Origin of the sequence: Vescimonas coprocola (assembly GCF_018408575.1) — a bacterium.
Taxonomy (GTDB): Bacteria; Bacillota; Clostridia; order Oscillospirales; family Oscillospiraceae; genus Vescimonas; species Vescimonas coprocola.
The window spans coordinates 1,557,077-1,580,437 of sequence record NZ_AP023418.1 but is presented as its reverse complement, the minus strand read 5'-3'; the positions used below and the strand labels follow the sequence as shown (position 1 = coordinate 1,580,437).

The following is a 23,361-nucleotide window of genomic DNA, read 5'->3' as shown; positions in this document are numbered from 1 at the left end:
TCACTTTGCTCCTTTCCATTCCGCTAACACCCGGCACATCCGTTTCTCGATGTCTATCCGGGTCTGGCGGCATTCCTTCGGATATTTTTTTGCTGCCTGAAATGCGAACTTCACAAATAGACCGGAGCCAATCGGCAGCATGATTTTCAGCATTCCCTCCGGGAAAACGAAGTGGGTGCCGTGGGCATAAACCATCATCTCAATCTCGCATTCATGCGGTTTTTCGGCAAGGCGCTTTTCCATCCGGCGGATATACTTTGCGGTGTCCCACAGCGCATCGTCCTCCGCGCCGATCAGCAGCAGCTTTCCCCGGATGTTTTCAACGGGAATGTATTCTTCCGGCTCGATCGGGTGCGCCGCCTCGGAATCGTCAAACAGCTTGCGGGAGTTTACCATATCGCCGGTGCGTTTGCTCTCGGCGGCGATACAGTGCCAATAGTCCGGGTGCTGATAGCAAAACGGCATATAGGGCAGCAGTTTGCCCCGGTAGGAGAACAGCGATTCACCCTCGACCGGCCATTCCTTGCAGCCGTCCCTTTTGCCCTGCATAAAACCCTGCCACACAAAATCGCTGGGCGTCATGGCAATGGTCAGGGTAACATCCGGGAACATGGCAGCCGCTGTCAGCGCCAGCGTTCCCGTAGTCGATGCACCGGCAATGCCAATTTTATGGTTGCCGTTGACTTTCAGCCACGAAATGGCCGTCTCCACACGCTCCAGCGGATAATTATGATGGCCGTAATCCTTTTTCGCAGGCGACATGGTGAGCACATTTACGCCCCGCCCGCAGAGCCATTTCACGGCTGAACGCACAAGCCGATCCTCCGGATCGTCACCAATCATCGCAATGACCGCGCAGTCCGATCCGCCGGCACACGCCCAGTATGCGCCGTAAAAGCCGACGGTTCCCACATCAAAGTGCTGATGCTTCATCGCTTTCCCCTCTAAATTTGATTTTTACGATCTGCATTCTCATCATCCCATCGCCGACCCGGGCAAGGAAGCGGAAAAAGCCGCTGACTGACGGGCCTTTCAGATCGTTGTAGCCCAGCATATAGCCCCGGCTGGAGACCCGCAAACTGCTGTCCCACGCACCGATCTCGCTTTTCGCGTCCGAAACGGCAAAGTACGCGCCCACATCCTTGATTTCCGCATCCTTCAGCCATGTTTTCAGCATCAGTTTCACCGCCTTTTCGTTGGCGGCGTCAAACACAAGTACGCCGCCTTGAAAGGCGTCTGCCATAGCACGTACCAGTGTTTTTACCTGCTCCTTTAGGAAATAGTAGAACACTCCCGCCGCAAAAAAGACCGCGCCGCCGGAGGCGTCGATTTTGTCAAGCCACGCTGTGTCATTCAGGTCGCAGGGGATGTTCGTTTCCCGATCTCCGGAGGGAAGCAGCTGATTCCGCACCGCAATGACATCCGGAAAGTCCAGATTGTAGATTTTGCAGTGTCCGTTGTCGCAGGTGCGGCCGGTGCAGTCCAGCCCACAGCCGAGGTTTACCACTGCTGCCGTGGGGCGCGTTTTCAGATAATCCCGCACCTCGTAGGCAAGGTCGTTCTGCCGCATGGCGACCTCAAGGAAGCCGAAGCGCTGCATCAAATTGCGGGATTTTTTCTCCAAGGCGGAAAAATCATAGTCGACCGCGTTTACCAGCCGCCGCACCGCCTCATCCCGGTACAAATTGGGGTACAGCTCGGAGCACATTTTCCGTGCGTACAGCGGAATGATCAGCATCTCCTGCACCGTGTTCTTTTCAATTTTATAGCGCACAGTCATCCTCCTTTATCGCCCCACAGCCTGAAGATACCCGGCCCTCGCCACTTCCTCCGTATCGTCTGATTCATCGTAGGCGTCGTAAGGCGCGGTGGGGTCGGGAACCCGCTTTCGGAACGGTGAGCAAAGCTTGTCCTTATGGCCAAAGGCAAAGTCAAAATTGTCCGTCCAGCCGGTGTGGCCGGTGAGGAACAGCGGGTGTAATCCACGGCTTTGCAGCTTCTGCTCCAGTGCCGCCAGCGACTTCACCGCCAGTTTGTTGTCCTCTGCCAGAGAGGAAATGAAACTGTAGCCGCCGTCCGCGCCGAACCAGATAGTATCGCCGGTGAAGAGATATTTGTCGTCAATAAGATAGACCATATGCCCCCATGTATGGCCGGGGACGAGAAAGCACTCAATTTTGATGCCGTCAATCTCGAAAGTCTCGCCGTCATGCAGCAGCACCTTTTCGTTGTTAATTGTGACCTGCGGCAATTTATAGAGATGATATATGACTTTTCGCCGCACCTCGCCGGTGAGATACCGGTTTTCAATCTCGCCGATATAGAGCTTTGCGCTCCGGAACAAACCGGGGCTGTCTGACTCCACCGCGCCCACGTGGTCGGTGTCCTGATGAGTGATGAGGATGTGCCGGATGGACTGCGGGTCGATGCCCAGCCAGCCCATTTTTTCTGCCAGCCGGTCGTAGTTGTACCCGGCATCGATCATGATGGTGGTGTCGCCCTTGCGGTAGAAGAAGATGTTCGCCACCCACTCCCGCACGCAGGCCACGCGCTCATCCACCCAGCCGGTGTTCAGCGGCTTGAATATCTCCTTGCCGCGGTACATCTTGCTCATTTCTCTTTTCTGAAATTCAGTCGCTTTCTTTGACATCGGTATTTCCTCCTTACAGCAGCAGCCCGAGTCCCGCAAGGAGCAAAGAAATCATGGCCATTCCCAGTGTTCCGAACAGCCATTTCTTCTGCTTGCCTGCTTTCGAGATGTACGGCATCAGATCCTCTGTCCCCGGTATCACCCATGCCTTGGTGTGTCCGACCCAATAGCCGTCGATGCCAAGCCGGTCGATGAGATTCATCACAGACAGGATTACAAAGCACTGCCAGAAGCCGCCCCAAAATGTCTGCGCACCGTTGATGGCATACACGCAAATCAGCACATAAGCAAGATATCCCGGAACGCAGATCAGCTTGAAGCGCAGCGAGTTTTGCTTGATCTTTTCTTTTGTGGTCAGACCCAGCGCAACGCATCGTTCCTGTACCTTCGAGTCATACAAATGCGCCATGCCGACAGCGCCCTTGTGGATGCCGACAGCGCACACCAAGACCAGCAACGCCCCCAGCCCCAGTCCTTCCAGAATCGTTTGCAGCAACATTCCTTATTTCTCCCGCTTCTGTCCTGTCACGCAGAGCCAGCCCATTTTGTTTTTATGGATTTGAACATTGCAGAATCCGGCGTTTTCCAGAAATGTTTTCAGCTCATCGCCGCTGTATATGGTCATACCGCCGATAATCTCCGTCCACTTCTCGTCCTTGTCCGAGTCGCCATTGCTCTCGTTGCAGATGAGAAAGGTCCCGTTGGGCTTCAGCACCCGGTAAACCTCCAGGAAGCACTGCGGCAGATCAGGCCAGAAATAAACGGTTTCAAAAGCTGTGACCGCATCGAACCAGTCATCTGCGAAGATCATATCCGCCACATTGCCTTGCAACACGTCGCAGCGTCCTTTTGTAACGGCAGTTTCATTGACCTTTTTGGATTTCTCCACGCTGACGGGCGAATAGTCGATACCCTTCACGATCCCTTGCGGGTATTTTTTCAGAAGTCTCTTGATGTTTGCCCCACCGCCGCAGCCGCAGTCCAGCACCTTGGCATCCGGCGCAGCATTCAGAAATTGAAGCCCCCACCGCACCACAGGGCTGTGACCCAAATTCATCATGGTGACCATGAGCTTCCCGCCAAGCCCCACAGGCTTGCGGGTGTTTTCAAAAAACGACATCTTCCGTCACTCCTTTTTCAGTACAACGATTTTATTGGAAATACTCCGCACGGCGGGCAGCCTGTCCAGCAACTTATAGATCGGTACAAATGCCGCCATGCCCTCCGTCAGGCTGTGTTCCTCCACAAAGCGAAAATCCGGCAGCAGTTCGGCAAGTGTTTTCCCATTCTTGATTCCCCAGTTGAATTTTGCGTTGCTTGCGTCAATGGATTTCTCCTTGAAGTGCCGCACTATCGTAGGATTCATGGTTTCCACAAAGACTGTGGCGTTGGAAAACCGGCTGGAAATCACCGTGAAAATACGCTGTATGTTCCTCTCGGAAAGGTACATGGTCAGTCCCTCGACGACGATCAGCACCGGCACATTCTGCTCGCTGATTTCGCTGCCCCAATCTTCCATGGCGGACATGGTAATCTGCGAAATCGTGCCGCTTTCCGGCAGAAGCTTTTCCCGCACCGCCATCGTTTCCGGCAGGTCGAGGTTATACCAATGTGCGTAACCCGACATCCGGTAGCAGCGGGTATCCAGCCCGCAGGCGATGTTGACCACCACCGCGCCGGGGTGCGACGCAAGCCATTCCTTCGTCATCCGGTCGAGCACGATGGTTCGGGCAATGACGCCGCTGCGCATGGCCGTATCCTTGTCCGCAAGGGAAAAATCGTAGTCCAGCTTCTCGATGATTCCCTCCGCTTTTGCGTCGTGGATCGCACCTCTGCCGCTGCTCTCTTTCGCCCTTGCATAAACGGTTTGCAGCATGGTCTCCGGCACGCCGGAGAGTTTGATTTTTTCTTTCATGTCATACTTCCTCCGCTTGCAAAGCCAGAAATTTTTCCGCATACCGGCAGAACTCCTCCGGATGCACCATCACCAACTCCGCATGGGCCATCTTGGGAATACCGTGGATGCGAGTCTGCGGAAAATAGTGCTTGATAAATTGAATGTTGCGTCTGCGGTCCTTCTTTTCGTCGTCGCCATACCAGTAGGTGATTTTTGTGTCGATTTTCGCAGGGCACTTCGGAAGCGCATAGTTGTTGGCGGACCAGAATATGTTGCGAATCGTCCGGTCTGAAAAGGTTTTCAGATAGGCTTCCATGGCGTCGTATTCCTTTTTAGGGTCGTGCCCTGCGGGGGTAAACCGTTCCGGCGGAAAAGCCGCTTCCAGTACCTTTCGGCTGTTTGCCGCCATTTTGAAAGACAGCACATCCCGCGCCAGCAGCAGCTTTCGCACCAAGAAGGGCAGCTGATAGGGTGTGATCCCGCCATCAATGATGGCTCGGCTGATGGGCATTTTCCCCAATGCCAGCATACGGGTCAGACAGGCACCGCCCATGGAACAGCCATAGGCCGCATCCAGTCGGGAGACGCCGCGGCTTTTCAGATAGGAGATCACCTCGTCCACGGTCTGCTCGACTGAGGTGAAATCCCCGGGATACTCCGGCTGATGGCCGTCATACACCACCTGAAAAACATGCCATCTCTGAGAAAGCAGCGTGATCGTGTCGGCAAAAGCCCATACAGGCTCTGCCGTGCAGGGGAAAAACAGCAGCGTCCGCTCCTGCGCCTGCCCGTGTTCCAATATCTGCATGGCTCACCCCTCCGATTTCACGCACTCTGCGTAGGTCAGCGGGAACGAGGTTTTCAGCACGGTGCTTTTCCGCACCGTCCAGCCGTTTTCCCGCAGGAACGAAAGGTAATCTGCACTCGTCCATTTGCTGTGCAGCGGAAAGCCCGCCAGCTTCATGAAAAATGCTTTGACCTTTCCGAAGAAAGCGTTATCCGCATGGGTGAAGGTCGGCGCAACCAACATGCCGTCATCCTTCAGCACCCGGCGAATCTCCGACAATGCCCTCTCCGGCTCCGGCACGATATGCAGCGCATTGGCCACGATGACTACGTCAAAGCTTTCGTCGGCATAAGGCAGGTGGAACATATCCTGCACCGAAAAATAGAGCTTCGTAGATTTTACGCCCTGTTTTGCCTGCTCAATCATCTCTTGGGATGCGTCGGTAGCTTCAATATGGTCAGCAGAGCGGACGATATTTTTGGCGATCAGCCCCGTGCCGGTCGCCAGTTCCAGCACGGTTTTGTGCTGCACCACGGGGCGCAGCAGCTCGTACAGCCGCTCGTAAGCCGCTGCGTCCTTGCGCATGAAGCGGTCGTACCGCCCGGCGTTTTTATCCCAGAAATTTTGACTGTTCCTCATGATTTCGCCCTCACAACGAGATGTTAAACTCCTCTAACTCACACAGATGACACAAGCGAGTTAGGGTAAGCTAACTGTATTCCTTTTGAAAAGCCGCATCGCTGCGGCCTTTCCGCTTATTCAAATAGTTCCCGGCAAGCGCCGCGCACCAGCGTTTCCAGCACCTGCGGGTAAAGCGCCCCGATCTGCTCCTGATGGGAGACGGTTAAAATCAAGCCGCGCACCGTGGCCGCTGCCAGTGCCATGCCGCCCTTCGGCTGCAAGCCGCCCCCTTCCAGCAGGGCACGGATGTGGGCCTCGTCGTCGTGATAGTGAGCGGTCTTCACTTCCTCCGGCAGTCGGTGCAGGAGAAAATCCGCGTCATTTTCGATGAACACAAAGGCTTTCGTCTCGGCCAGCCACCGACAGGCCGCCAGGATCGCCGCTGCCGCGCGGTCGGTAGGCAATAAGGCTGTATTTTCCTGCAAAGACTTCTGCGCCGCTGCGAAACACTCTGTATGGATATCCTCCAGCACGGCGAAAAACAGCAGCTCCTTGGAATCAAAGAATTTATAAAACGATCCCTTGGAAATACCGACGGAATTTGTCAGCTGCTCCACTGAGGTTTTCCGCATCCCGATGGTAATGCCGCAGCGCCGGGCTTCCCGGATCAGGTCTTTGCGGATCTGTTCATTCTGTTCATCTGTAAAAGCCACTGCGCACGCTCCTTGGATTTATGACCACATTGTTCATTTCAGTCAAATTGTAGCACGATCCGAAGATGTTGTCAACGGCGTCGTTTTGCTTTCCATCATGATCAAATCAGATCCAGCCTTTCCATCTCAAACGGCACAACCACGGATTTCAGCAATCTCGCCTTCGGCAATGCTGTGGTTGCGCTGGGCAATGGTCAGCAGTTCATCCGCAGATACGCCTTCATCCTTGTATCCGCTTTGGACGGCAAACTCGGAAATGACTTCTGCGCAGTTTTTGCCGAATTGTTATAGATCGCGCCAATCTGCCGCACGTGCCGATACTCCGCAAGGCTGGCAAAGGAACCGGCTTCGACCATCATGCGGCAGAACAGCAGCCCGTCCCGGACATAGTGTTTCGCGTATTTCAGGAACTCCGTTTCCTGCTCCGGGTCGAACCTCGGCAGACAGTACAGCAGCATTTGCAGAACTTCCAGCTTGTAGTCCAGAAAGCGCGCCGGATCGTAACGGTCAATGCCATTGCGGGTGAGAAAGCGGTAAATCGCGCTGTTCAGACGCTTTTCAGCGTGGTGCAGGAAGAAGCAGAAGCACAGCAACTCAGAGAAAACGAGCGGCTGTGCTTTTCTGTTCTATCCAATTACGCCCGTGTCCTGCGGAGATGGAAGGTGCAATATGCAGCAAAAGCACCGGATAAGCGGTTCGTGGAAGCCTGTCAAAAGCTGGACGAGGCGGAGTATTACTTGGATATTCTGTGCGCCGGGGATTCCCATGAACGTGCCGAGGTTGTCAGTTATCTGCTTGTAGATGGTCGGTTGGACAAGCTCAAGGAAACAATCAATGGGAGGAATGCAGCGTGAACAAGAAGTATGCCGGGTTGGATTTTTCAGCATGGTTCGATGGCAAGGATGTCAATGAGGCAGCTTTTTGCCGGGAGTTTCTATCGAAAAACAAGCTCATCTATGCGGACAACGCATTCTTCACACCGGATAGGCGGCTGACAGACCCGCTGCTGCTGCTGAAAGAGAAGATCTATGCCGAGCTGGAGTGCTGTGCCGCAAAAAACATTCTGCGCACCATTTCCAATATCGTGGAGATCATGAAGCTGGTGGTTCATGCAGAGAGCTTTCCGCCGAATCCGGATGAAATTCATGTGCAGAACGGGACGCTCCGCATTGACGGCAGTTTCCTTGCGGGACGGTCTGAGATCGTGCGCAGCCGGTTTCCCATCGGCTACAATCCACAAGCAGGAAAGTCGGTTGTCTGGCTTCGGTTTCTTTCCGATCTGCTCTACCCGGAGGACATTCCCACCTTTCACAGATGCTTTCAAGATGAAATTTCCAAAAAGAAATGAGGTGACGCTTGTATGCGTCACCTCATAACGATTGATTTGGTTGATTTTTAGAGGGTTAGGTTTATCCAAATTAGTATAACACTTTTATTTTCTGTATTTTGAGGGAGTAAATCCATAATACCTTTTGAATATTTCAATCAATCTACTGGGGTTGGAGTATCCAACAATTCTTGAAATTTCCGCAATGGTGAGGTCGGTCTGAATAAGCATATGCTCGGCTACAGAGATCCTTTTCCTCTGAATGTATTCAGTAATGGACATATTATAAACTGACTTAAATAGCTTTTTCATTTTGCTTTCACTCATACATGCAATGGTGGAAAGCGTCTGCAACGTAATATTAAAACTGTAATGTTCGTCCATGTAATGCGTTAGTTCAGCTAATGCCTGCAAATCTGTTTTGTTAATGGGCTGGCCATTCTCTTCATTTAGTCTGTTTTCTTTCAAATATGAAGCAAGATAAGAGATGATTTCATATATTTTTGCTTCTACTGTAATTCTGGACGCTTTCATGGAAAGCAGATACTCATATAGGCTTTGCATAGCATGATTAACATTTGGTAAATAGAATTTCCCTTTTTCTTTGAAAAAATCAGAAAAGTTCACTTCAAGATCACCGGAAATTTCCTGGAGATACTGATCAATAAATTCCTGGTCAACCTGCACGGTAATACATCTTAATGGAATCTGAGGATGATAAATAGCTTTATACTTTTCAGATGGTTCATAGCAGCGCAATGTATTCGGAGAAATATTTTGATACGGATAGAATTCATCTCCTGCGCCACTAATATAGAGAGCAAGTACATAACCAGACCCAATATGTTCTCCGACCATAGTTTCCTGGTTAAATCTTATATCTGTCGCTGTAATGATGAAATCGTGGTGAACCTCACTCGTCCATTGAAATCCGGTTCCATATTTTGGGTTGATCTTATAATATGTTCCGTACTCTATTGGATTCTTTATCGATTCAACAAAGAAATCATCTCGTTTAACTTCTATCATTGGCTCCTCCCAAAGATACCTCGTTTAGATTTATTAATACCTTGTTTAGACTTTATATCTGTTTTGCCCTTTACAGTTAGCTAAAACTAATTATAATGAAAGAGGTGATGCATGTCAAACCGTTTTTAAGCAAAAAGAGGTGTATATTTGAAGTCAATGCGCAGTTTATATAAAAAACTATTTCATTATGTCCAAGATAAAAGAATTTGGGCATATTTCTCCATGGCACTATCTGCCGCTGCCGTCTGCTCATATATGGGAGCATATTGGTTTCTGTGGCAGTCCATTGTGTCTATTCTGGTTATTCCCGTATATGAGAAGGCTATGTATGACGCAATTATTGTAGTCATACTTATGATTTTACGAGGTATTCTCAACATTGCATCGGCAACGTGTTCCCACTACTTAGGCTTCCGGCTTGAAACAAACTTAAGGAAAAATGGGCTTCATAAATTATTGGATGCCTCTTCTTCCTTTTTTGACCATAACAGCTCTGGAGAGATTCGAAAAATTATTGATGATAACGCAGCAGAAACACACAAAACAGTGGCCCATTTGATTCCGGACAACGTCACTGCTGTTATGACGCCGGTGTTAATGTTTGTGCTGATGTTTGCAATAGACTATCGCCTTGGTATTCTCCTGATCCTTACAACTGTGATTGGTGTTCTTCAGTATCGTAAAATGTCCGGTGGTACTGAATTTCTGTCTGGCTATTCAGCGGCGCTTCAAAAAATGAGTGCGGCAACAGTAGAATATGTCAGAGGAATGCAGATCATAAAAATCTTCGGTGTAACTGTACAGTATTACAAAACTCTGATTAACTCGATCAAAGAGTACAAACAGTACGTCTATCAGTATAGCCTCAGCTGTAAGAATCCCTACGTCGGATTCCAGGTTCTGTTCAACGTGTTTTATGCTTTTGCTGTACCAGCCGCAGTTGTATTCATCAGCTATGGAGAACCTGCTATGCTAATCCTGGCAAAGATTGTTTTCTTTGCTGTGTTCTCCGGAGCTGTATTTACTTCTTTCACATCGATCATGTTTACGGGGCAGGATAACTTTGGCGCACAAAATACGCTGAATCAGCTTGATGAGCTGACTACTTCTATGGATCAGGCAAAGCTTCCACATGGAAACGAAGAGACCTTCCAAGATTTCAATATTGAATTTCGTCATGTTGACTTTAAGTATGATGACAACTTCGTGCTGAAGGATTTCAGCCTGACACTTCATCAGAATAAAACTTATGCGCTCATCGGGTCTTCCGGGGGAGGAAAATCTACCATTGCAAAGCTGATTTCAGGTTTTTATCCTGTCGATGGCGGCGAAATTCTGATTGGTGGAAAGAACATTCAGAGTTATTCTGAAAAAGCTCTCATTCAGAACATCGCATTTGTTTTCCAGCGCAGTCAATTACTAAAGGCCTCAATTTACGAAAATGTCCGAATCGGAAATCCTCAGGCAACACGGCGGCAGATTATGGATGCACTTGACGCAGCGAACTGCACATCCATCCTTGACAAATTTCCCCAGCGGGAGATGACCGTCATAGGGGCAAAGGACGTATACCTTTCCGGTGGTGAGGTGCAAAGGATCGCCATTGCGAGGGCTATTCTAAAGAATGCGAATATCGTCATTATGGATGAGGCTTCTGCAGCTGCAGATCCGGAAAATGAATACGAGTTGCAGCAGGCTTTCCAAAAACTGATGAGTGGCAAAACAGTTATCATGATTGCACACAGGCTGTCCTCTATTCAGAATGTAGACCAGATCCTGTTTGTCCAGAATGGAAAAGTTGTGGAACAGGGAACCCACAATGAACTGATGGCCTGCAATGGACGTTATAAGGATTTTCAGGATGTATACTGCAAGGCAAATCAGTGGAGGTTGGCATGATGAAGACATATCTAAAAAGAGCCTTCCAGCTGAGTGATTCGGGTGTGAAGGGCCTTGCAAAATCAATCTGGTCATTCTTTCTCTATTATGTTTCTTTTGTACCGCCGATGATCTGTGTTTTTCTGTTTGCAGACAGGCTGTTGAATGGAAATACCGGGAAACCGGTGGTATATCTCCTGTTTATGCTGGCAGCGACCCTGGTGATGTACTTAGTTATTAACTATAACTATAAAACGACCTATGATGAAACCTACCAGGAATCTGCAAATTTAAGAATTGATCTGGCGGAACAGCTTTCCAAACTGCCCCTATCCTATTTTTCAAAGCACAATTTGTCTGACCTTGCTCAAACAATCATGGCAGATGTGGCTTCGATTGAGCATGCTTTTGCGAACGCAGTGGCTAATTCCATAGGGTTTGCAATTTACTTTTTGGTTATCAGCGTAGCCCTTCTGATCATGAATTGGAAATTAGGTCTCTGTGTATTGCTTCCCGTTCTTACTTCTGCTTCGGTTCTTTTCCTGACAAAGAAACTGCAGGTCAGAGATGTAAATAAACATTATGATAAGTTGAGAGATATTTCCGAAAGCTTTCAGAATGCAATCGAACTGAATCAGGAAATTAAAAGCTATGGGTTGAAAGAAAAAGTAGAAGCTCAAATGGACCAGCAGTTGGATGAGTCAGAAAATCTTCAATGGAAAGCTCAGATCACCCAGACGATTCCTGTTACAATCGGCCAGACTTTATCTATTCTTCCTATTGGAATCACGGCGACTGTTGGCCTTTCAATGCTCGCCTCCGGTCAGGTAAGTATCCTGATTCTTCTGGGCTATATTATTATGGCGGCGAAACTCAGCGGGGCCATGGGTGGTGTTTTGCTCTATCTGACGGAAATCTTTTATTTGGACGCAAGAATTGCCCGGATTGGTGAAATCAAGAATCATGAACTTCAGGGTGGAGAAAAGGCAGTCCTTTCAGATTTCAATGTAGAAATAAAGGATGTTTGTTTTTCCTACCAGAAAGACACCCAGGTGATTCGCCATGCATCCTTTACGGCGGAGCAAGGACAGGTAACCGCATTGGTCGGTCCCAGCGGCTGCGGAAAAACAACAATGCTTAAGCTCATCAGCAGACTATATGATGCAGATTCCGGTACCGTTCAGATCGGAGGAACCGACATACGAGAAATTCACACTGATAGCTTGTTCAAGTATGTTTCCATTGTTTTTCAGGAAGTCATTCTATTTAATACTTCTATTATGGAAAATATTCGCCTTGGGCGGCTGGATGCTTCTGACGAAGAAGTAATACGAGCTGCAAAACTGGCTGGTTGCAATGAGTTTGTCAGCCGTCTGCCAGACACCTACCAGACAATAATCGGGGAAAATGGAGCCAAACTCTCCGGCGGAGAACGTCAGCGGCTGTCCATTGCCAGAGCAATCCTGAAGGATGCTCCAATTATCATTCTGGATGAGATTGCTGCATCGTTAGATGTGGAAACAGAAGTCCAGATACAGACTGGATTAAATCATTTGATTCAAGGCAAGACCGTGATTGTTATTTCACACAGACTGAAGTCTATTGAAAATGCAGATAAGATCGTCGTTATGAAAGCAGGTACGGTAGAAGCCTGTGGAAAACATGCTCATCTGCTGAAACAGTCGCCCACATATAGAAAGATGATTGAAAAGTCCAATCTGGCAGAGAAATTTAACTACTAAGCAGGTTACCCTTCAGATGCAGACCGCACTGAAGGGTAACATAAAGGCATTTGGTTAACTATGTCTAACTGATTTCTGATGTGAGGAGGTGCATTATTTGAAGAAATATATTGGAAAAAGGATCATTAGCTTCCTCATTGTGCTGGTAGGCGTCAGCATTCTAAGTTTTTTGTTGATTGCTTGGTCCGGAAAAGATCCTGCAGAAATTATTGCACACCGAGGCGTATCCAATCCTACGCCGGAACAGATTGAGATGATTCGGGTGGAAATGGGATTGGATCAACCTCTCCCTGTGCGATATATTCAGTGGCTTTCCGGAATGTTTACAGGAGAACTTGGGACTTCTTTGACCACTCATCAACCGATTGTAAAGGATCTGCACAAGTATCTGGCTGCGACCACATCTCTTGTAGGGATGGCCATTCTATGGATTATCGCGCTCACCGTTCCGATTAGTTTGCTCTGTGCCAGAAAGCGGAACCGCCTTTTCGATCAGGTTACCAGAGGCATTACTATCTGCGGTATTTGTGTGCCAACTTTCTGGCTGGGATTCCTTCTTCTACTGTTCTTTGCGATTCATCTGAAATGGTTCAGTGTCTTACCAAGTCCAGGTTGGAGGGGCTTTTTACTACCTTCATTTGCCCTGGCGGTTCCCAGTTCGTGTTCACTCATCCGAATTATGCGTTCCTCTCTTCTGGCTGAATTATCTTCTGATTATGTTCGGTTTGCAAAAGCCCGTGGACTATCTGCCAACAGAATTCTGGTATGCCACATTCTGCGAAATGCCTTACCGCCTGTTGTTACAATTTTCTTTCAGCAATTCGGCTTTCTAATTGCCGGAGGGGCGGTAATCGAAAGTGTTTTTTCAATCAAGGGAATCGGAACTTATCTGGTGGACAGTGTGATTGCAGCAGATACGATTGCAGTTTCTACCTGTATAGTCGTCATTGCAGCAATTTTTGTCGTCGCAAATTTCATGGCAGACATAATCAACCGTCTGCTTTGTCCATGGATGGTGAGGGAAGAAAATGATACATAAGCTACTCAAAAGGCCGCAGGCAATCATCGGTCTGGGCCTGATTGCTATTGTGATTGTAATTGCGATTGCAGCACCTGCTTTTTCGCCTCACGACCCTGAATTGGTGAATTTATCGCAAAAGTATGCTCAGCCTGACGCAGAATACCCTCTTGGAACAGATCAATTGGGCAGGTGTACCTTATCAAGGCTGCTGTATGGAGCCAGATATTCCATCGGAATCAGTTTACCTGTGCTGCTGATTTTGTCTGTGATTGGTCTGATTGTCGGTACTTTTAGCGCCTGTGCTGGAAAAAAAGCAGACCATTTCATTACTATACTCTGTGATGTGTTTATTGCTTTTCCTTCTCTTATCATTGCTATTGCTGTCATAGGCGTTCTGGGGAACGGACTCCAAAACATTGCCGTTTCTGTTGTGATAGCGACCTGGGCTTGGTTTGTTCGTGTTGTCAGATCTTATTCCGTTCAAGAAATGGGTAAAGATTATATCCTGGCAGCCCGAATTTCTGGGTGCAATACAGGAAAGCTGGTCTTCAGACATCTGATTCCTAACATTCTGCCACAGTTTCTTGTGTATGTTTCCACTGGTGTCGCTTCTTCCATCATTATGGTTTCCAGCTTTGCTTTCCTCGGACTTGGCCTTCCCTCCGGCACACCGGAATGGGGTGCCATGTTAAATGATGCCAGGACAGCGCTTTACTCTCATCCGGAATTGCTAATCTACCCAGGCTTGTGCATCTTCGTAACGGCAGCAGGCTTCAATTTATTTGGAGAAGCACTCCGTGATATTCTGACGCCGGAGGAGGACAGCCTATGATGCCATCACTTATGATTGATCATTTAAGCATTAATCTTCGGTCAGGTACGGATAACTTGGTTTCTGAAATATCCTTTGCAATCAAAGAAGGAGAGTCTTTGATCTTGTTAGGCCAGTCAGGCAGCGGCAAAACAATGACCTGTAGTGCGGTGCTAAACTTATTGGACCCTAAAAAATTTAAGGTGTCGGGTTCCGTTTTCTTCGGCGAGACTGATCTTTTGAATTCGTCAGAAAAGCAGAGACGAGGAATATACGGAAACCAGATTGTCTATATCCCGCAAAATCCAATGACTGCATTGGACCCTTCTATGCGTATTGGCAGACAGATGGATGAAACGCTACGGCTTCATTCCGACAAATCCCGCCAGCAGCGTTACAACTATATTCTGCGGCTTCTGCATGATGTAGGCTTAGATGATCCTGACAGGGTATACAGAGCATACCCCCATATGCTTTCCGGAGGAATGCTTCAGCGTGTCATTATCGCAATGGCTATGATGCTTGATGCAAAATTCGTGCTTGCCGATGAGCCGACAACTGCTTTGGATGTGATTCACAGAAATGGAATCATAGATTTATTTTCGCAGATGAAAGCAAATGGAGTTGGGATTTTTATGGTAACTCATGATTTCGCAACAGCTCTTCAATTAGGTGGAAACGTGTTGGTGATGAAAGAAGGAAAAATTATAGAATCCGGTGAAGTTCAATCTGTCTTCGATCATACCACAGAACCTTACACAAGGTCGCTGATTGAAGCTTACTCCCTTTCCTGTGCTTTCACGAAAGGGGCGGAATCATGATTAAAGTCAACAACCTATCAAAAGAATTTCACGAACAAGGCACAAGCAACGAGCTTCTGGCCGTTGATCATGTAGATTTTACTATTCAGAATGGTTCATTTTGCGCTTTGGTAGGAGAAAGCGGATCTGGTAAAAGCACTTTGGCTCAGCTCATGTGCGGTCTTCTGGTTCCATCTTCTGGAGAGGTACTGTTTGAAGGAAAAAACATTTCCCTCTGCCGGGGCAAGCAAAAGCAGGTACTGCGATCTAAAATACAGCTGATTCTTCAGGATGGCAAGGGAGCAATGGACCCTCGCTTTACGGTATATCAAATCATTGCAGAGCCAATTCGCAATTTCAGAAAACTCAGCAAAAAGGAAGAAGAACGGGAAATCAATGATCTTCTTACCATGATGGAGCCTCCCGAAGAGATCAAGCTGCGAAAAGCTCATGAGCTATCCGGTGGACAACAAAAACGTGTATGTATTGCAAGAGCGTTAGCGGCTCAACCGGATGTGTTGATTTTTGATGAAGCAGTCAGTGGGCTGGATGTCCTGGTTCGTAAACATATTCTTGATTTGCTGAAGCGACTCCATCAGGAGCGAAAAATGACTTGCTTTTTCATTACCCATGACCTGGACGTTGCGCTATATCTTGCAGACCGTGTGATGGTGATGCGCTGCGGTAAGATTATCGAAGACCGTACATTTCACGGTTCGACAGACTGCTTTACACATCCGTATACCAAGCTTCTGCTGCATTCTATTGCTCCATATTTGGGTTAAACCATTCAATAAATACGTATACCCTGCTGAAAAGCATGATATAAAAATAAATAAAGGAGATTTTGTACATGAAACTGAAAAAACTTTTAGCTTTCGGACTCGCACTTGTGATGTGCCTTGCTATGGCTGCTTGCGGCACGAACCCTGGCGAGAAAACCGATGCAGAGCCGGTCTCAATCACTGTCACCGAGAATTGGGACTTTTCTGTAGGCTTCTATCCTGTCATCACGCCTATGGTATCCAGCACTTATGGTGCCGGATTCTGGAGTCGTAATTTTTACAACACTCTGGTAAGCTACGATGATAACGGGAAGATCCAGGGCGAGTTGGCTGAAACCTGGGAAATCAGTGATGACGGCAAGACTTACACCTTCCATCTGCGTGATGGTGTCAAATTTTCTGACGGTACTCCTCTGACTTCCGAGGCAGTAAAGATGACCCTTGAAGCAGTAGTAACCCATCTGGGTCCCCAGAATGGTGCCTTCGGTAAGCTCACTACTTTGTTTGACAAGCTGGAAACCCCGGATGAAAAAACCTTTGTAATGACTTTGAAGACCCCTTATTACGCTGCTCTTGACAATCTGACCATGGCGCTGCCTCTTGGTATTGTGAATCCCGCAGCCTTTGAAGGCGGCGTAGAAAAGGCTTACGAGAATTGCGTGAGTGCAACTATGGGTACTGGTCCCTATATGTTTGACCGGGTCGAGGGAGATACCTATACCTTTATCCGCAATCCCTACTACTGGGGCGAAGCTCCTGAAGTGGACGAGTTCAAAGTCAAAGTGATTCCTGATAATGCTGCAAAAATTCTTGCTCTGCGCAACGGCGAAATCGATGCAATTCTCGGCTCCAGCAGACTTAGCGCAGAAGGCTACACGGAAATTTCCCAGGATGCCGCTTTCGGTCATGCCATGGATGACAGCACCAACCAAACTCGTTATCTGGGTATGAACCTGAATAAGGCTCCCTTTAATGATCCTCTTGTAAGGGAAGCAGTATCCTACGCTGTTAATCAGCAGGAGTTGGAAACCTCTGTTTTCGATGGTCTGGAGACTGCTGCCGAAACCCTCTTTACGAATGAAAAGCCCAACTGCGGTGTGGAGGTTAAGACCTATCCTACCGACATGGAAAAGGCAAAGCAGCTCATGAAGGAAGCCGGCTATGAGGATACCAATGATGACGGTATCCTGGAGAAGGACGGAACTTCTCTCGCCATTCATTTCAACTATTCTCAGAGCCTTGCAAGTGTTGACAATGCAGTTCTTTCTATTGCAGCTTCTCTTAAAGAACTTGGCTTCGATGTTACTATTGATGCAGTAGACATGAACACCTGGTATGGAGCCTTGATGGCTGGCGAATATGATCTGACCTTCTACAATACTGCTGGCGGTTCCTTTGACCCTGCAACAGATATGAGCAATATGGCTCCTGGCGCTATGGGTGATCCGATCCTCTGCCAGTTCTCTGCTTTCTTTGAGAATCCTGAAATTTTCGCAGAATTGGACTCCACTTCTGATTCTCAGCGTGTGCAGGAAATCTATGGAATGATTCTGAATGGTATTGCAGATCAGAATCTTCTGGTGCCTGTAACCGGCACTCACGATCTGGCTCTGTGGAATACTGATAAGATAACTGGCTATGACTTCTACACAGATGCCAGCTACGTAGACATTGCATCTGTTCATGTGAAATAATGTCCAGCAGTGTGGCTGAGGCGGTTACAAAAGAAAGACTTCATTCTTCAGGAGAAGACTATCTAAAAGCCATATTTATTCTTGAAGCGCAACATGGTTCAGTTCGTTCAGTAGAGGTTGCTGAGTACATGAATGTATCTAAAGCGAGCGTTAATCATGCAGTTAGGCACATGCGAAATCAGGCACATTATTTTGAATAATCAGGTTGTCAACTCATCCAGGGCGCTCCATTCACTCAAACACACCGTGCCAAAATCACACAAAAATATTGCCATACATATGGTAGATCACATTAGAAGATTGGGCGTTTTCCCAGCTAACTACGCATTAGATTTAGGCGAATTTATTGACAGCAACGGTAATTCGTATATAGACATTGTGGAGTTAAACCCCATATCGTGTTCTATGTGCTATGTGAATAATAGCATCTATACCAATGTGATTCCAGAGATTAGCTAATGTCAGCACCAACTGATGATGGGCGTTGAGTTTTGCTACGATGCCATCGCAAATCCAAAGAATTACGATATGCTGAGAATATCCAATAAAAATTATACTTATGTTTCGGATAACCAATACTCTTTTTTATAGTTTGCACATTATAGAGGATTTTAGAGCAATTCCGAAAGTGGGACTTGTTCTTTCTCTGTATTAAATCTCCGATAGAGTGAGTCCTTCTGGGAGGTCCATCATGAACCTCCCCTGGGTTCAGTAAATAGGCGCAGTCCTCCCTTGACGGAGGACTGCGCTTTTCTGCGACCTTACTGCACGGAATACAGGTTGGATGTGCTGCTCCCATTGTCACGGTAGCGTGGGATCTTTTGCAGATACCCGTGCTGCTCCAGATCAGTCAATGCCCGTTTGACCGTGGAGCGGGACAAGCGCATGTCGGAGGCAATTGTCTTGATCCCTGGCCAGCATTTTCCCTCACTGTCTGCGCGGTCACGCAGATACATATAAACCGCCCTCGCTCTGGAGGGCAGTTCGGTGTCGGCATAAATCGTTCCAAAGTAACTCATAGATCCTCCTCACCATAGGTTTTCATTTGCTTTCCACTCCTGCGCCGGGGCTTCTCTGCGGCAGGCTCATGGGCCATGCCGCCGCGTCTGGAGACGGCATAGGCTCCGCTCACATCCACATCCTCCGCCTTATTTGACTGCGGAAGGTTGCGTTCCAGATCCTCACGGTTGGCATAGGCTACCGCACGATCTACCCGCTCCGGCACGATATAAGGTTCCTCGAAGGTGATACCCCATTCCAGAAAAAGCCGCAGGCGGGTATGCATGGGATGATGTCCTGTCTTTTGAACAATAAAATTTCCCTTGGGAATAGACTTCAGCTCATCTGGCGTCAGCAGCGGACGCTCCATCATCTGCAGGCTTTGGCTGGGATCGTTTTTTCCGCGGCTCACCGATCCAGACAGAACTGTGCGGTTTCCAAGTGCCTTAGACAGCACCTCCGCCGTTTGGCTGTTGGGTGCGAAGCCACCGAAGATGGTGTCCTGGCAGTTGTCCTGAATAATTTCACTGCCCTCTTTTCCGTAGTTCTTTTCAAGCTGCGCCAAGGACTGAATGATCGGCACCAGCGTCAGGCGGCGGGAACGGCCTGCTGAGAACAGCGGGAGGACATCGAAGGGCGGCATGGTGCCAAATTCATCGCAATACAGTACCACGCGGTTTTGCAGCTTTCCACCGTTTTCATCCGCCACAGCAAACAGTTCACGGCTTAGATTTTGAATCATCAAGCCCGCCATGAAGTTTTTGGTGGTGTCCTCCTCCGGAAGAATGAGAAAGATGGCAGACTTTTCAGAAGCAAACTTCTCTGCATCGATGGCGCTGTCGAAGCAGAGCACCTGTTCCAGCTCTGAATCCAGAAACGCATTGAGGCGAGAAAGCACAGTAGACATGACAGAAGCCATGGCCTGTTCCGCGCTATTGAGTGCAGCGCCCGCAAACCATCTGGCTTTGTGGTCAGGTGGCAGCTTGCCCATCAGGAGCTGGAAGTGACTCTTGCCCTTTACCTTGCTGGGTTCCAGCAGATCCTGCACCAGCTTAAAAACAGAGACGATATGCCGGCGCTCCTGTGGATGCTCCTTATCCGGCGGTAGAAACTCCGCCAGCATCAGGATGACTGAAGTGAGCAAGCCCTCCGCCGCATCATAGAAAAAGGCATTCTGTCCGCGATTGCTGTCATCACCATCGGGGTTGACAATGGTCTTGGCAAGGATCTTGGCGTACTTTTCCGCCTTGGCTCGAGCCGCCAGGTTCTTGGGATCTTTCCTTGCAATGTCCATGTAGCGGTTGACCAGTGTCAGGAGATTATTACCGTCTGAACGGGTCGGATTTCGCAGGTCAATGACGGACACATGATAGCCGTAGCAGTTTTTTGCAATCGTGCCGTAATTTCGGGCCAGGTCACCCTTGCTGTCCAGCGCCAGCCAGCTCATGCCGGAGGCACAGGCATATTCCAGATTGGGGTACAAGAAGAATGCAGTCTTACCAATACCGCTGGCACCGATCATGAGGCAGTGAATGTCATCGCTGTCTACCAGTGCGGTGAGCTCCTGCGGTTTCCCCTTACAGCCGAGAATCAATCCCTGCTCCGAGGGGAGGTTCTGTCCGCTGCGCCACTCTCTGACTTTGAAGGGCACATGGGCATAGGTCTGCTTGATTTCCTTGTCGGTGGCCCATCGGGCTGTGCCGTGCTGCCCGTCGCCTACGGTGCGGGATTTGATATTGCCAAGGGTATAGTGATGAGACATCATGGACAGCCCACCGATGACAAGGAACATTGTTGCTCCCGCTGCGATCAGGATCCAGATACTTGCGTTCAACATTTCACCTCATTTCATTCATAGCAAAGCCCTGAGCGTTTTCGATGCTCAGGGTCAGATCGTCATTCCAGTCTTTGCTTTCCGGGATCAGGCGCTCCACGGAATAGCGCATTTCCAACTGCTCCCGCATCCGGCGGCTGGCCTGATGGCCGGTTTCATCATTATCAAGACAGAGCAGAACGGTGTCGAGCTGCGGCGCTTGTTCCAACATCTGCAATACTGGCTGAATGGATGTGCCGCAGCAGGCCACATAGCTGTGCCGCTGCCAGTTCTCTGGGTAAAGGGTGATGTAGGACAGCATATCGATGGGCGCTTCAAACACATACAGACTTCTGTCTGTGCCGACATAATGGAAGCTGTATCGTGGATCACTGCCCTCCACATTCAAGCGAAAGGCTTTCCCGTAGCTGTTGGCGCTGCGCTTATGGGCGTGGTGGGGGACACCATCTGTATCCGTGCCAACAAACACGGCGTTGTGATACTCGGCATCTTCATACAGAAGTCCGGCCTTGGCAAAGTGCGCCACCACATCCCTTGCGATGCCGCGATGCTTGATGAGGTACAGCCATGTGATATGCTCTGTGTCCTCCGGTTCGGCTTTGGAGGTCACCGCAATGGTGATGGCGTTCGGCTTGTAGTAATAGCAGGGGAAGAACCGGCCATCGTAGACCTGCTCTAACTTCATACCGTTGTCGTAGACCACACCGTAGGGGGTGATCGTGCCGCTGCCGCTTTCGATGAGCTGCCGTGCGGTTTTCTTGCCGTCCAGCGCGTTCAGCTCATCCACGCTTGCGCTGCCGCCGTGCAGGTTCATGTAGTGGTTACGGCCAACAGCGGCGAGGTCGGAAAAGTCAGTAATGACCGTGGCCTGCTGGCAGCAGAAGGTCAGGTTGATGAGATCCTTTAACTCGAACAGCTCCAGCTTGTGGGCCATCGCCTGAAACTGTGCGGCTTCGCCGGTGTCGAAGCTGTCCAGCCGCTTGGCGAGGTAGTTCAGCTCCTCCACATTGACCGTGAGCATTTCCACTCGCTTGAGAACGGTGTAGAAGCTGTCGATCTTCTCCACCTTGCAGTCCGCCTTGACCGCGTCACCGATTTCCAACGCCTCCAGCAGCTCCATGCAGTGTGCGTGCTGGTCGCGGGGAATAGGAAACGGAATGGTCGCCACGCCGTATTCCGGGTGATGCGGATTGCCAAGCACCGCTTGTATCATCATGTTTCGTCAACTCCTTTTTCCAAATTCAAAACCGCATCTCCGTACTTGGCCATCAGTAGTGCGCCAGTGATCAGGTGGAACGCCTCATCTGTGACCAATTCCGGAGACGCAAGGTCTGCGAGAGTGATATTACAGCAGCCGACCGCAATGGCCTTCGCCGCCTGGTAGACGCTGTATAGCTCCGGCTCGATTCCTCCGAGCCGGACGCTTTGGAAGTCAAAGCCGTCATTCCCGCATTTCCAGACCATCCTGCGCCAAAGGCTCTCGTATGCCGTGAGCGGGAAGAGGGCCGCTTTGTTCCGGTCGGACAAACGCCAGCAGCGCTCTCGCCAATGTGTCCATCTTCGCCGGTGGGCATCGGACAGGAAGAATTGGAAGAATTGAGGTTTCCTCTCTCTGAATTGCTGATGCATCCTTTTTCGAAACTGCGGCCCCATAGAGGGGGTGAAGCAGTCCCACATGAACGCATTCAGCTCCAGCACACCTGCCTCGATCCGCTCCTCCAGGCAGGTACATTCACATAGGCGGCACGGATGCTTGCGGACATAGTTCTGGCAGTATTCGCACGCCATATCTTCGGGCGTGTAACGAAATGGGCTGCGATATATTCCACCACCTCTGGGCTTTTGACCGGGCTGAGACATCATCAACTGCTCCAACGCCTGCAGCGGCGTGTCTCGCATGAAATAGTACGGCATAAGCGAACTCCTCTCTGAAATGAAAAAAGGGCCGGAATCTTATTGCTAAGACTCCGGCCCGTTCCGTTTGATATTACATTGTCTGTTGCTGCGCGACTTGTTCCAAGGCTTCTTCCTGCTGCCGGATTCGCTCGTCCAAATCCGGCACACACTCCTCAATCTGCTGCTGAACACTGCGGATCATTTTTTCCTGCTCTCCCGTGAGTTCAAAGAAATCTCCGTCTACAGAGTCCGCACAGCAGCGATAAATCTCGGTCATCTGCTCTGGGGTGAAAAGCCGTTCCTTTTGAATCAGTGCGGAGCGGATAGCAAAGTCCTGTTTGGCTCCTGCATAGTTCTCCATGAAATAGTGCCCATGACATACTCCTGTGTGCCCATAGGCCCAATCCCATGTGACGAAGTGGACTCCGTGTTTGCTCTGAACTCCAGCCAGCACAGTGCCGTTGAAATCCGCCAGCACCTTGTAGCCGTCCTCCAGACCGTCGGCTTTCAAAAAGGGCGCTGTTTCCATCTGCCGCATATATTCCGCTGTGTTTCTGACGATCTCATACACCATGTCCTTGGCGGCGACCCGTTCCGGTTCATTAATGTCCTCATTTCGGTAGGTGATGCCGCCGTTCTCGGTCACTTCGCACAGCGGCGCACCGTCAAGCAGGATACACAGCCTGTCAGTGTGAACTTCGTCCAACTGGAAACCCTCCTTGGCAAGGACGATTGCTGCTTCTCTGAGGTAACAGACCTTTTCTTCTGCGCTGATGCTCATATAGCTCCTCCCATGCATAAAAAATAAGGCCGGAGCGATCATGCTCCGACCTACAAATGCAGGCGCTGCGACCAGCGCCCTTTTTGAAATGAAAAA

Annotated in this window: 26 protein-coding genes; 10 read left to right on the top strand and 16 right to left on the bottom strand. The window is 49.3% G+C overall.

The window, feature by feature from the left end; genetic code table 11:
- From KJS28_RS07815 to KJS28_RS07770, 10 genes are all read right to left on the bottom strand, one after another.
- The gene (locus tag KJS28_RS07815; protein WP_213540452.1) at positions 1-933 is read right to left on the bottom strand and encodes an acyl-CoA thioester hydrolase/BAAT C-terminal domain-containing protein; all 933 of its coding nucleotides are present in this window, start codon (positions 931-933) and stop codon (positions 1-3) included.
- Positions 914-1,774, bottom strand: coding sequence for a class I SAM-dependent methyltransferase (locus KJS28_RS07810; RefSeq protein WP_213540451.1), 861 nt, complete (start codon positions 1,772-1,774; stop codon positions 914-916). Before KJS28_RS07810 ends, KJS28_RS07815 begins: the two co-directional genes overlap by 20 nt.
- 12 nt (positions 1,775-1,786) lie before the next feature.
- A complete protein-coding gene (locus KJS28_RS07805; protein ID WP_213540450.1) occupies positions 1,787-2,650 on the bottom strand; it encodes an MBL fold metallo-hydrolase in 864 nt (287 codons plus the stop codon).
- A gap of 13 nt (positions 2,651-2,663) precedes the next feature.
- Positions 2,664-3,149, bottom strand: coding sequence for a hypothetical protein (locus tag KJS28_RS07800; protein WP_213540449.1), 486 nt, complete (start codon positions 3,147-3,149; stop codon positions 2,664-2,666).
- A 3-nt stretch (positions 3,150-3,152) separates the two neighbouring features.
- On the bottom strand, positions 3,153-3,770 hold the full coding sequence (locus KJS28_RS07795) for a class I SAM-dependent methyltransferase (protein ID WP_213540448.1): 618 nt from the start codon (positions 3,768-3,770) through the stop codon (positions 3,153-3,155).
- A gap of 6 nt (positions 3,771-3,776) precedes the next feature.
- A complete protein-coding gene (locus tag KJS28_RS07790) occupies positions 3,777-4,565 on the bottom strand; it encodes a class I SAM-dependent methyltransferase (protein WP_213540447.1) in 789 nt (262 codons plus the stop codon).
- Between the two features lies 1 nt (position 4,566).
- Positions 4,567-5,355 carry an alpha/beta fold hydrolase gene (locus KJS28_RS07785; RefSeq protein WP_213540446.1) on the bottom strand — a complete coding sequence of 263 codons (789 nt, stop codon included), beginning with the start codon at positions 5,353-5,355 and terminating at the stop codon, positions 4,567-4,569.
- Between the two features lie 3 nt (positions 5,356-5,358).
- On the bottom strand, positions 5,359-5,973 hold the full coding sequence (locus KJS28_RS07780) for a class I SAM-dependent methyltransferase (RefSeq protein WP_213540445.1): 615 nt from the start codon (positions 5,971-5,973) through the stop codon (positions 5,359-5,361).
- A gap of 116 nt (positions 5,974-6,089) precedes the next feature.
- Entirely contained in the window at positions 6,090-6,668 is a 579-nt protein-coding gene (locus KJS28_RS07775) for a TetR/AcrR family transcriptional regulator (protein ID WP_213540444.1), read from the bottom strand.
- A gap of 194 nt (positions 6,669-6,862) precedes the next feature.
- Positions 6,863-7,126, bottom strand: a complete 264-nt coding sequence (locus KJS28_RS07770; RefSeq protein ID WP_213540443.1) for a hypothetical protein — start codon at positions 7,124-7,126, stop codon at positions 6,863-6,865.
- Between KJS28_RS07770 and KJS28_RS07765 the strand changes: the two genes are divergently transcribed.
- Complete coding sequence (locus KJS28_RS07765) at positions 7,127-7,522, top strand: hypothetical protein (RefSeq protein ID WP_228298355.1); 396 nt, start codon at positions 7,127-7,129, stop codon at positions 7,520-7,522. It begins immediately after the preceding gene.
- Positions 7,519-8,016, top strand: a complete 498-nt coding sequence (locus KJS28_RS07760; protein WP_213540442.1) for a hypothetical protein — start codon at positions 7,519-7,521, stop codon at positions 8,014-8,016. The genes KJS28_RS07765 and KJS28_RS07760 overlap by 4 nt, the downstream gene beginning before the upstream one ends.
- An 84-nt stretch (positions 8,017-8,100) precedes the next feature.
- On the opposite strand, the gene KJS28_RS07755 is transcribed toward KJS28_RS07760, so the two are convergent.
- Entirely contained in the window at positions 8,101-9,024 is a 924-nt protein-coding gene (locus tag KJS28_RS07755; protein ID WP_213540441.1) for a helix-turn-helix domain-containing protein, read from the bottom strand.
- 156 nt (positions 9,025-9,180) lie between these two features.
- Between KJS28_RS07755 and KJS28_RS07750 the strand changes: the two genes are divergently transcribed.
- From KJS28_RS07750 to KJS28_RS07715, 8 genes are all read left to right on the top strand, one after another.
- Positions 9,181-10,923 carry an ABC transporter ATP-binding protein gene (locus tag KJS28_RS07750; protein ID WP_228298478.1) on the top strand — a complete coding sequence of 581 codons (1,743 nt, stop codon included), beginning with the start codon at positions 9,181-9,183 and terminating at the stop codon, positions 10,921-10,923.
- A complete protein-coding gene (locus tag KJS28_RS07745) occupies positions 10,923-12,644 on the top strand; it encodes an ABC transporter ATP-binding protein (protein ID WP_178562957.1) in 1,722 nt (573 codons plus the stop codon). Before KJS28_RS07750 ends, KJS28_RS07745 begins: the two co-directional genes overlap by 1 nt.
- A 97-nt stretch (positions 12,645-12,741) precedes the next feature.
- A complete protein-coding gene (locus tag KJS28_RS07740; protein WP_213540439.1) occupies positions 12,742-13,683 on the top strand; it encodes an ABC transporter permease in 942 nt (313 codons plus the stop codon).
- A complete protein-coding gene (locus KJS28_RS07735; RefSeq protein ID WP_213540438.1) occupies positions 13,673-14,497 on the top strand; it encodes an ABC transporter permease in 825 nt (274 codons plus the stop codon). Before KJS28_RS07740 ends, KJS28_RS07735 begins: the two co-directional genes overlap by 11 nt.
- Positions 14,494-15,297: an ABC transporter ATP-binding protein gene (locus KJS28_RS07730; RefSeq protein WP_213540437.1), complete on the top strand. Its 804-nt coding sequence runs from the start codon at positions 14,494-14,496 to the stop codon at positions 15,295-15,297. Before KJS28_RS07735 ends, KJS28_RS07730 begins: the two co-directional genes overlap by 4 nt.
- Positions 15,294-16,061 (top strand): ABC transporter ATP-binding protein, encoded by a 768-nt coding sequence (locus KJS28_RS07725; protein WP_213540436.1) that lies wholly within the window; start codon positions 15,294-15,296, stop codon positions 16,059-16,061. Before KJS28_RS07730 ends, KJS28_RS07725 begins: the two co-directional genes overlap by 4 nt.
- A gap of 68 nt (positions 16,062-16,129) precedes the next feature.
- A complete protein-coding gene (locus tag KJS28_RS07720) occupies positions 16,130-17,755 on the top strand; it encodes an ABC transporter substrate-binding protein (RefSeq protein ID WP_213540435.1) in 1,626 nt (541 codons plus the stop codon).
- A complete protein-coding gene (locus KJS28_RS07715) occupies positions 17,755-17,955 on the top strand; it encodes a metal-dependent transcriptional regulator (RefSeq protein WP_213540434.1) in 201 nt (66 codons plus the stop codon). Before KJS28_RS07720 ends, KJS28_RS07715 begins: the two co-directional genes overlap by 1 nt.
- A 561-nt stretch (positions 17,956-18,516) precedes the next feature.
- Here the strand turns inward: KJS28_RS07715 and KJS28_RS07710 are convergent.
- From KJS28_RS07710 to KJS28_RS07690, 5 genes are all read right to left on the bottom strand, one after another.
- Positions 18,517-18,774: a helix-turn-helix domain-containing protein gene (locus KJS28_RS07710; protein WP_176922224.1), complete on the bottom strand. Its 258-nt coding sequence runs from the start codon at positions 18,772-18,774 to the stop codon at positions 18,517-18,519.
- Entirely contained in the window at positions 18,771-20,591 is a 1,821-nt protein-coding gene (locus KJS28_RS07705) for a type IV secretory system conjugative DNA transfer family protein (RefSeq protein ID WP_407701743.1), read from the bottom strand. The genes KJS28_RS07710 and KJS28_RS07705 overlap by 4 nt, the downstream gene beginning before the upstream one ends.
- 1 nt (position 20,592) lies before the next feature.
- Complete coding sequence (locus KJS28_RS07700) at positions 20,593-21,804, bottom strand: DUF3991 and toprim domain-containing protein (protein ID WP_213540433.1); 1,212 nt, start codon at positions 21,802-21,804, stop codon at positions 20,593-20,595.
- Positions 21,801-22,502, bottom strand: a complete 702-nt coding sequence (locus KJS28_RS07695; protein WP_213540432.1) for a hypothetical protein — start codon at positions 22,500-22,502, stop codon at positions 21,801-21,803. Before KJS28_RS07695 ends, KJS28_RS07700 begins: the two co-directional genes overlap by 4 nt.
- Positions 22,503-22,575: 73 nt before the next feature.
- The gene (locus tag KJS28_RS07690) at positions 22,576-23,265 is read right to left on the bottom strand and encodes a hypothetical protein (protein WP_213540431.1); all 690 of its coding nucleotides are present in this window, start codon (positions 23,263-23,265) and stop codon (positions 22,576-22,578) included.
- Positions 23,266-23,361: the final 96 nt, after the last annotated feature.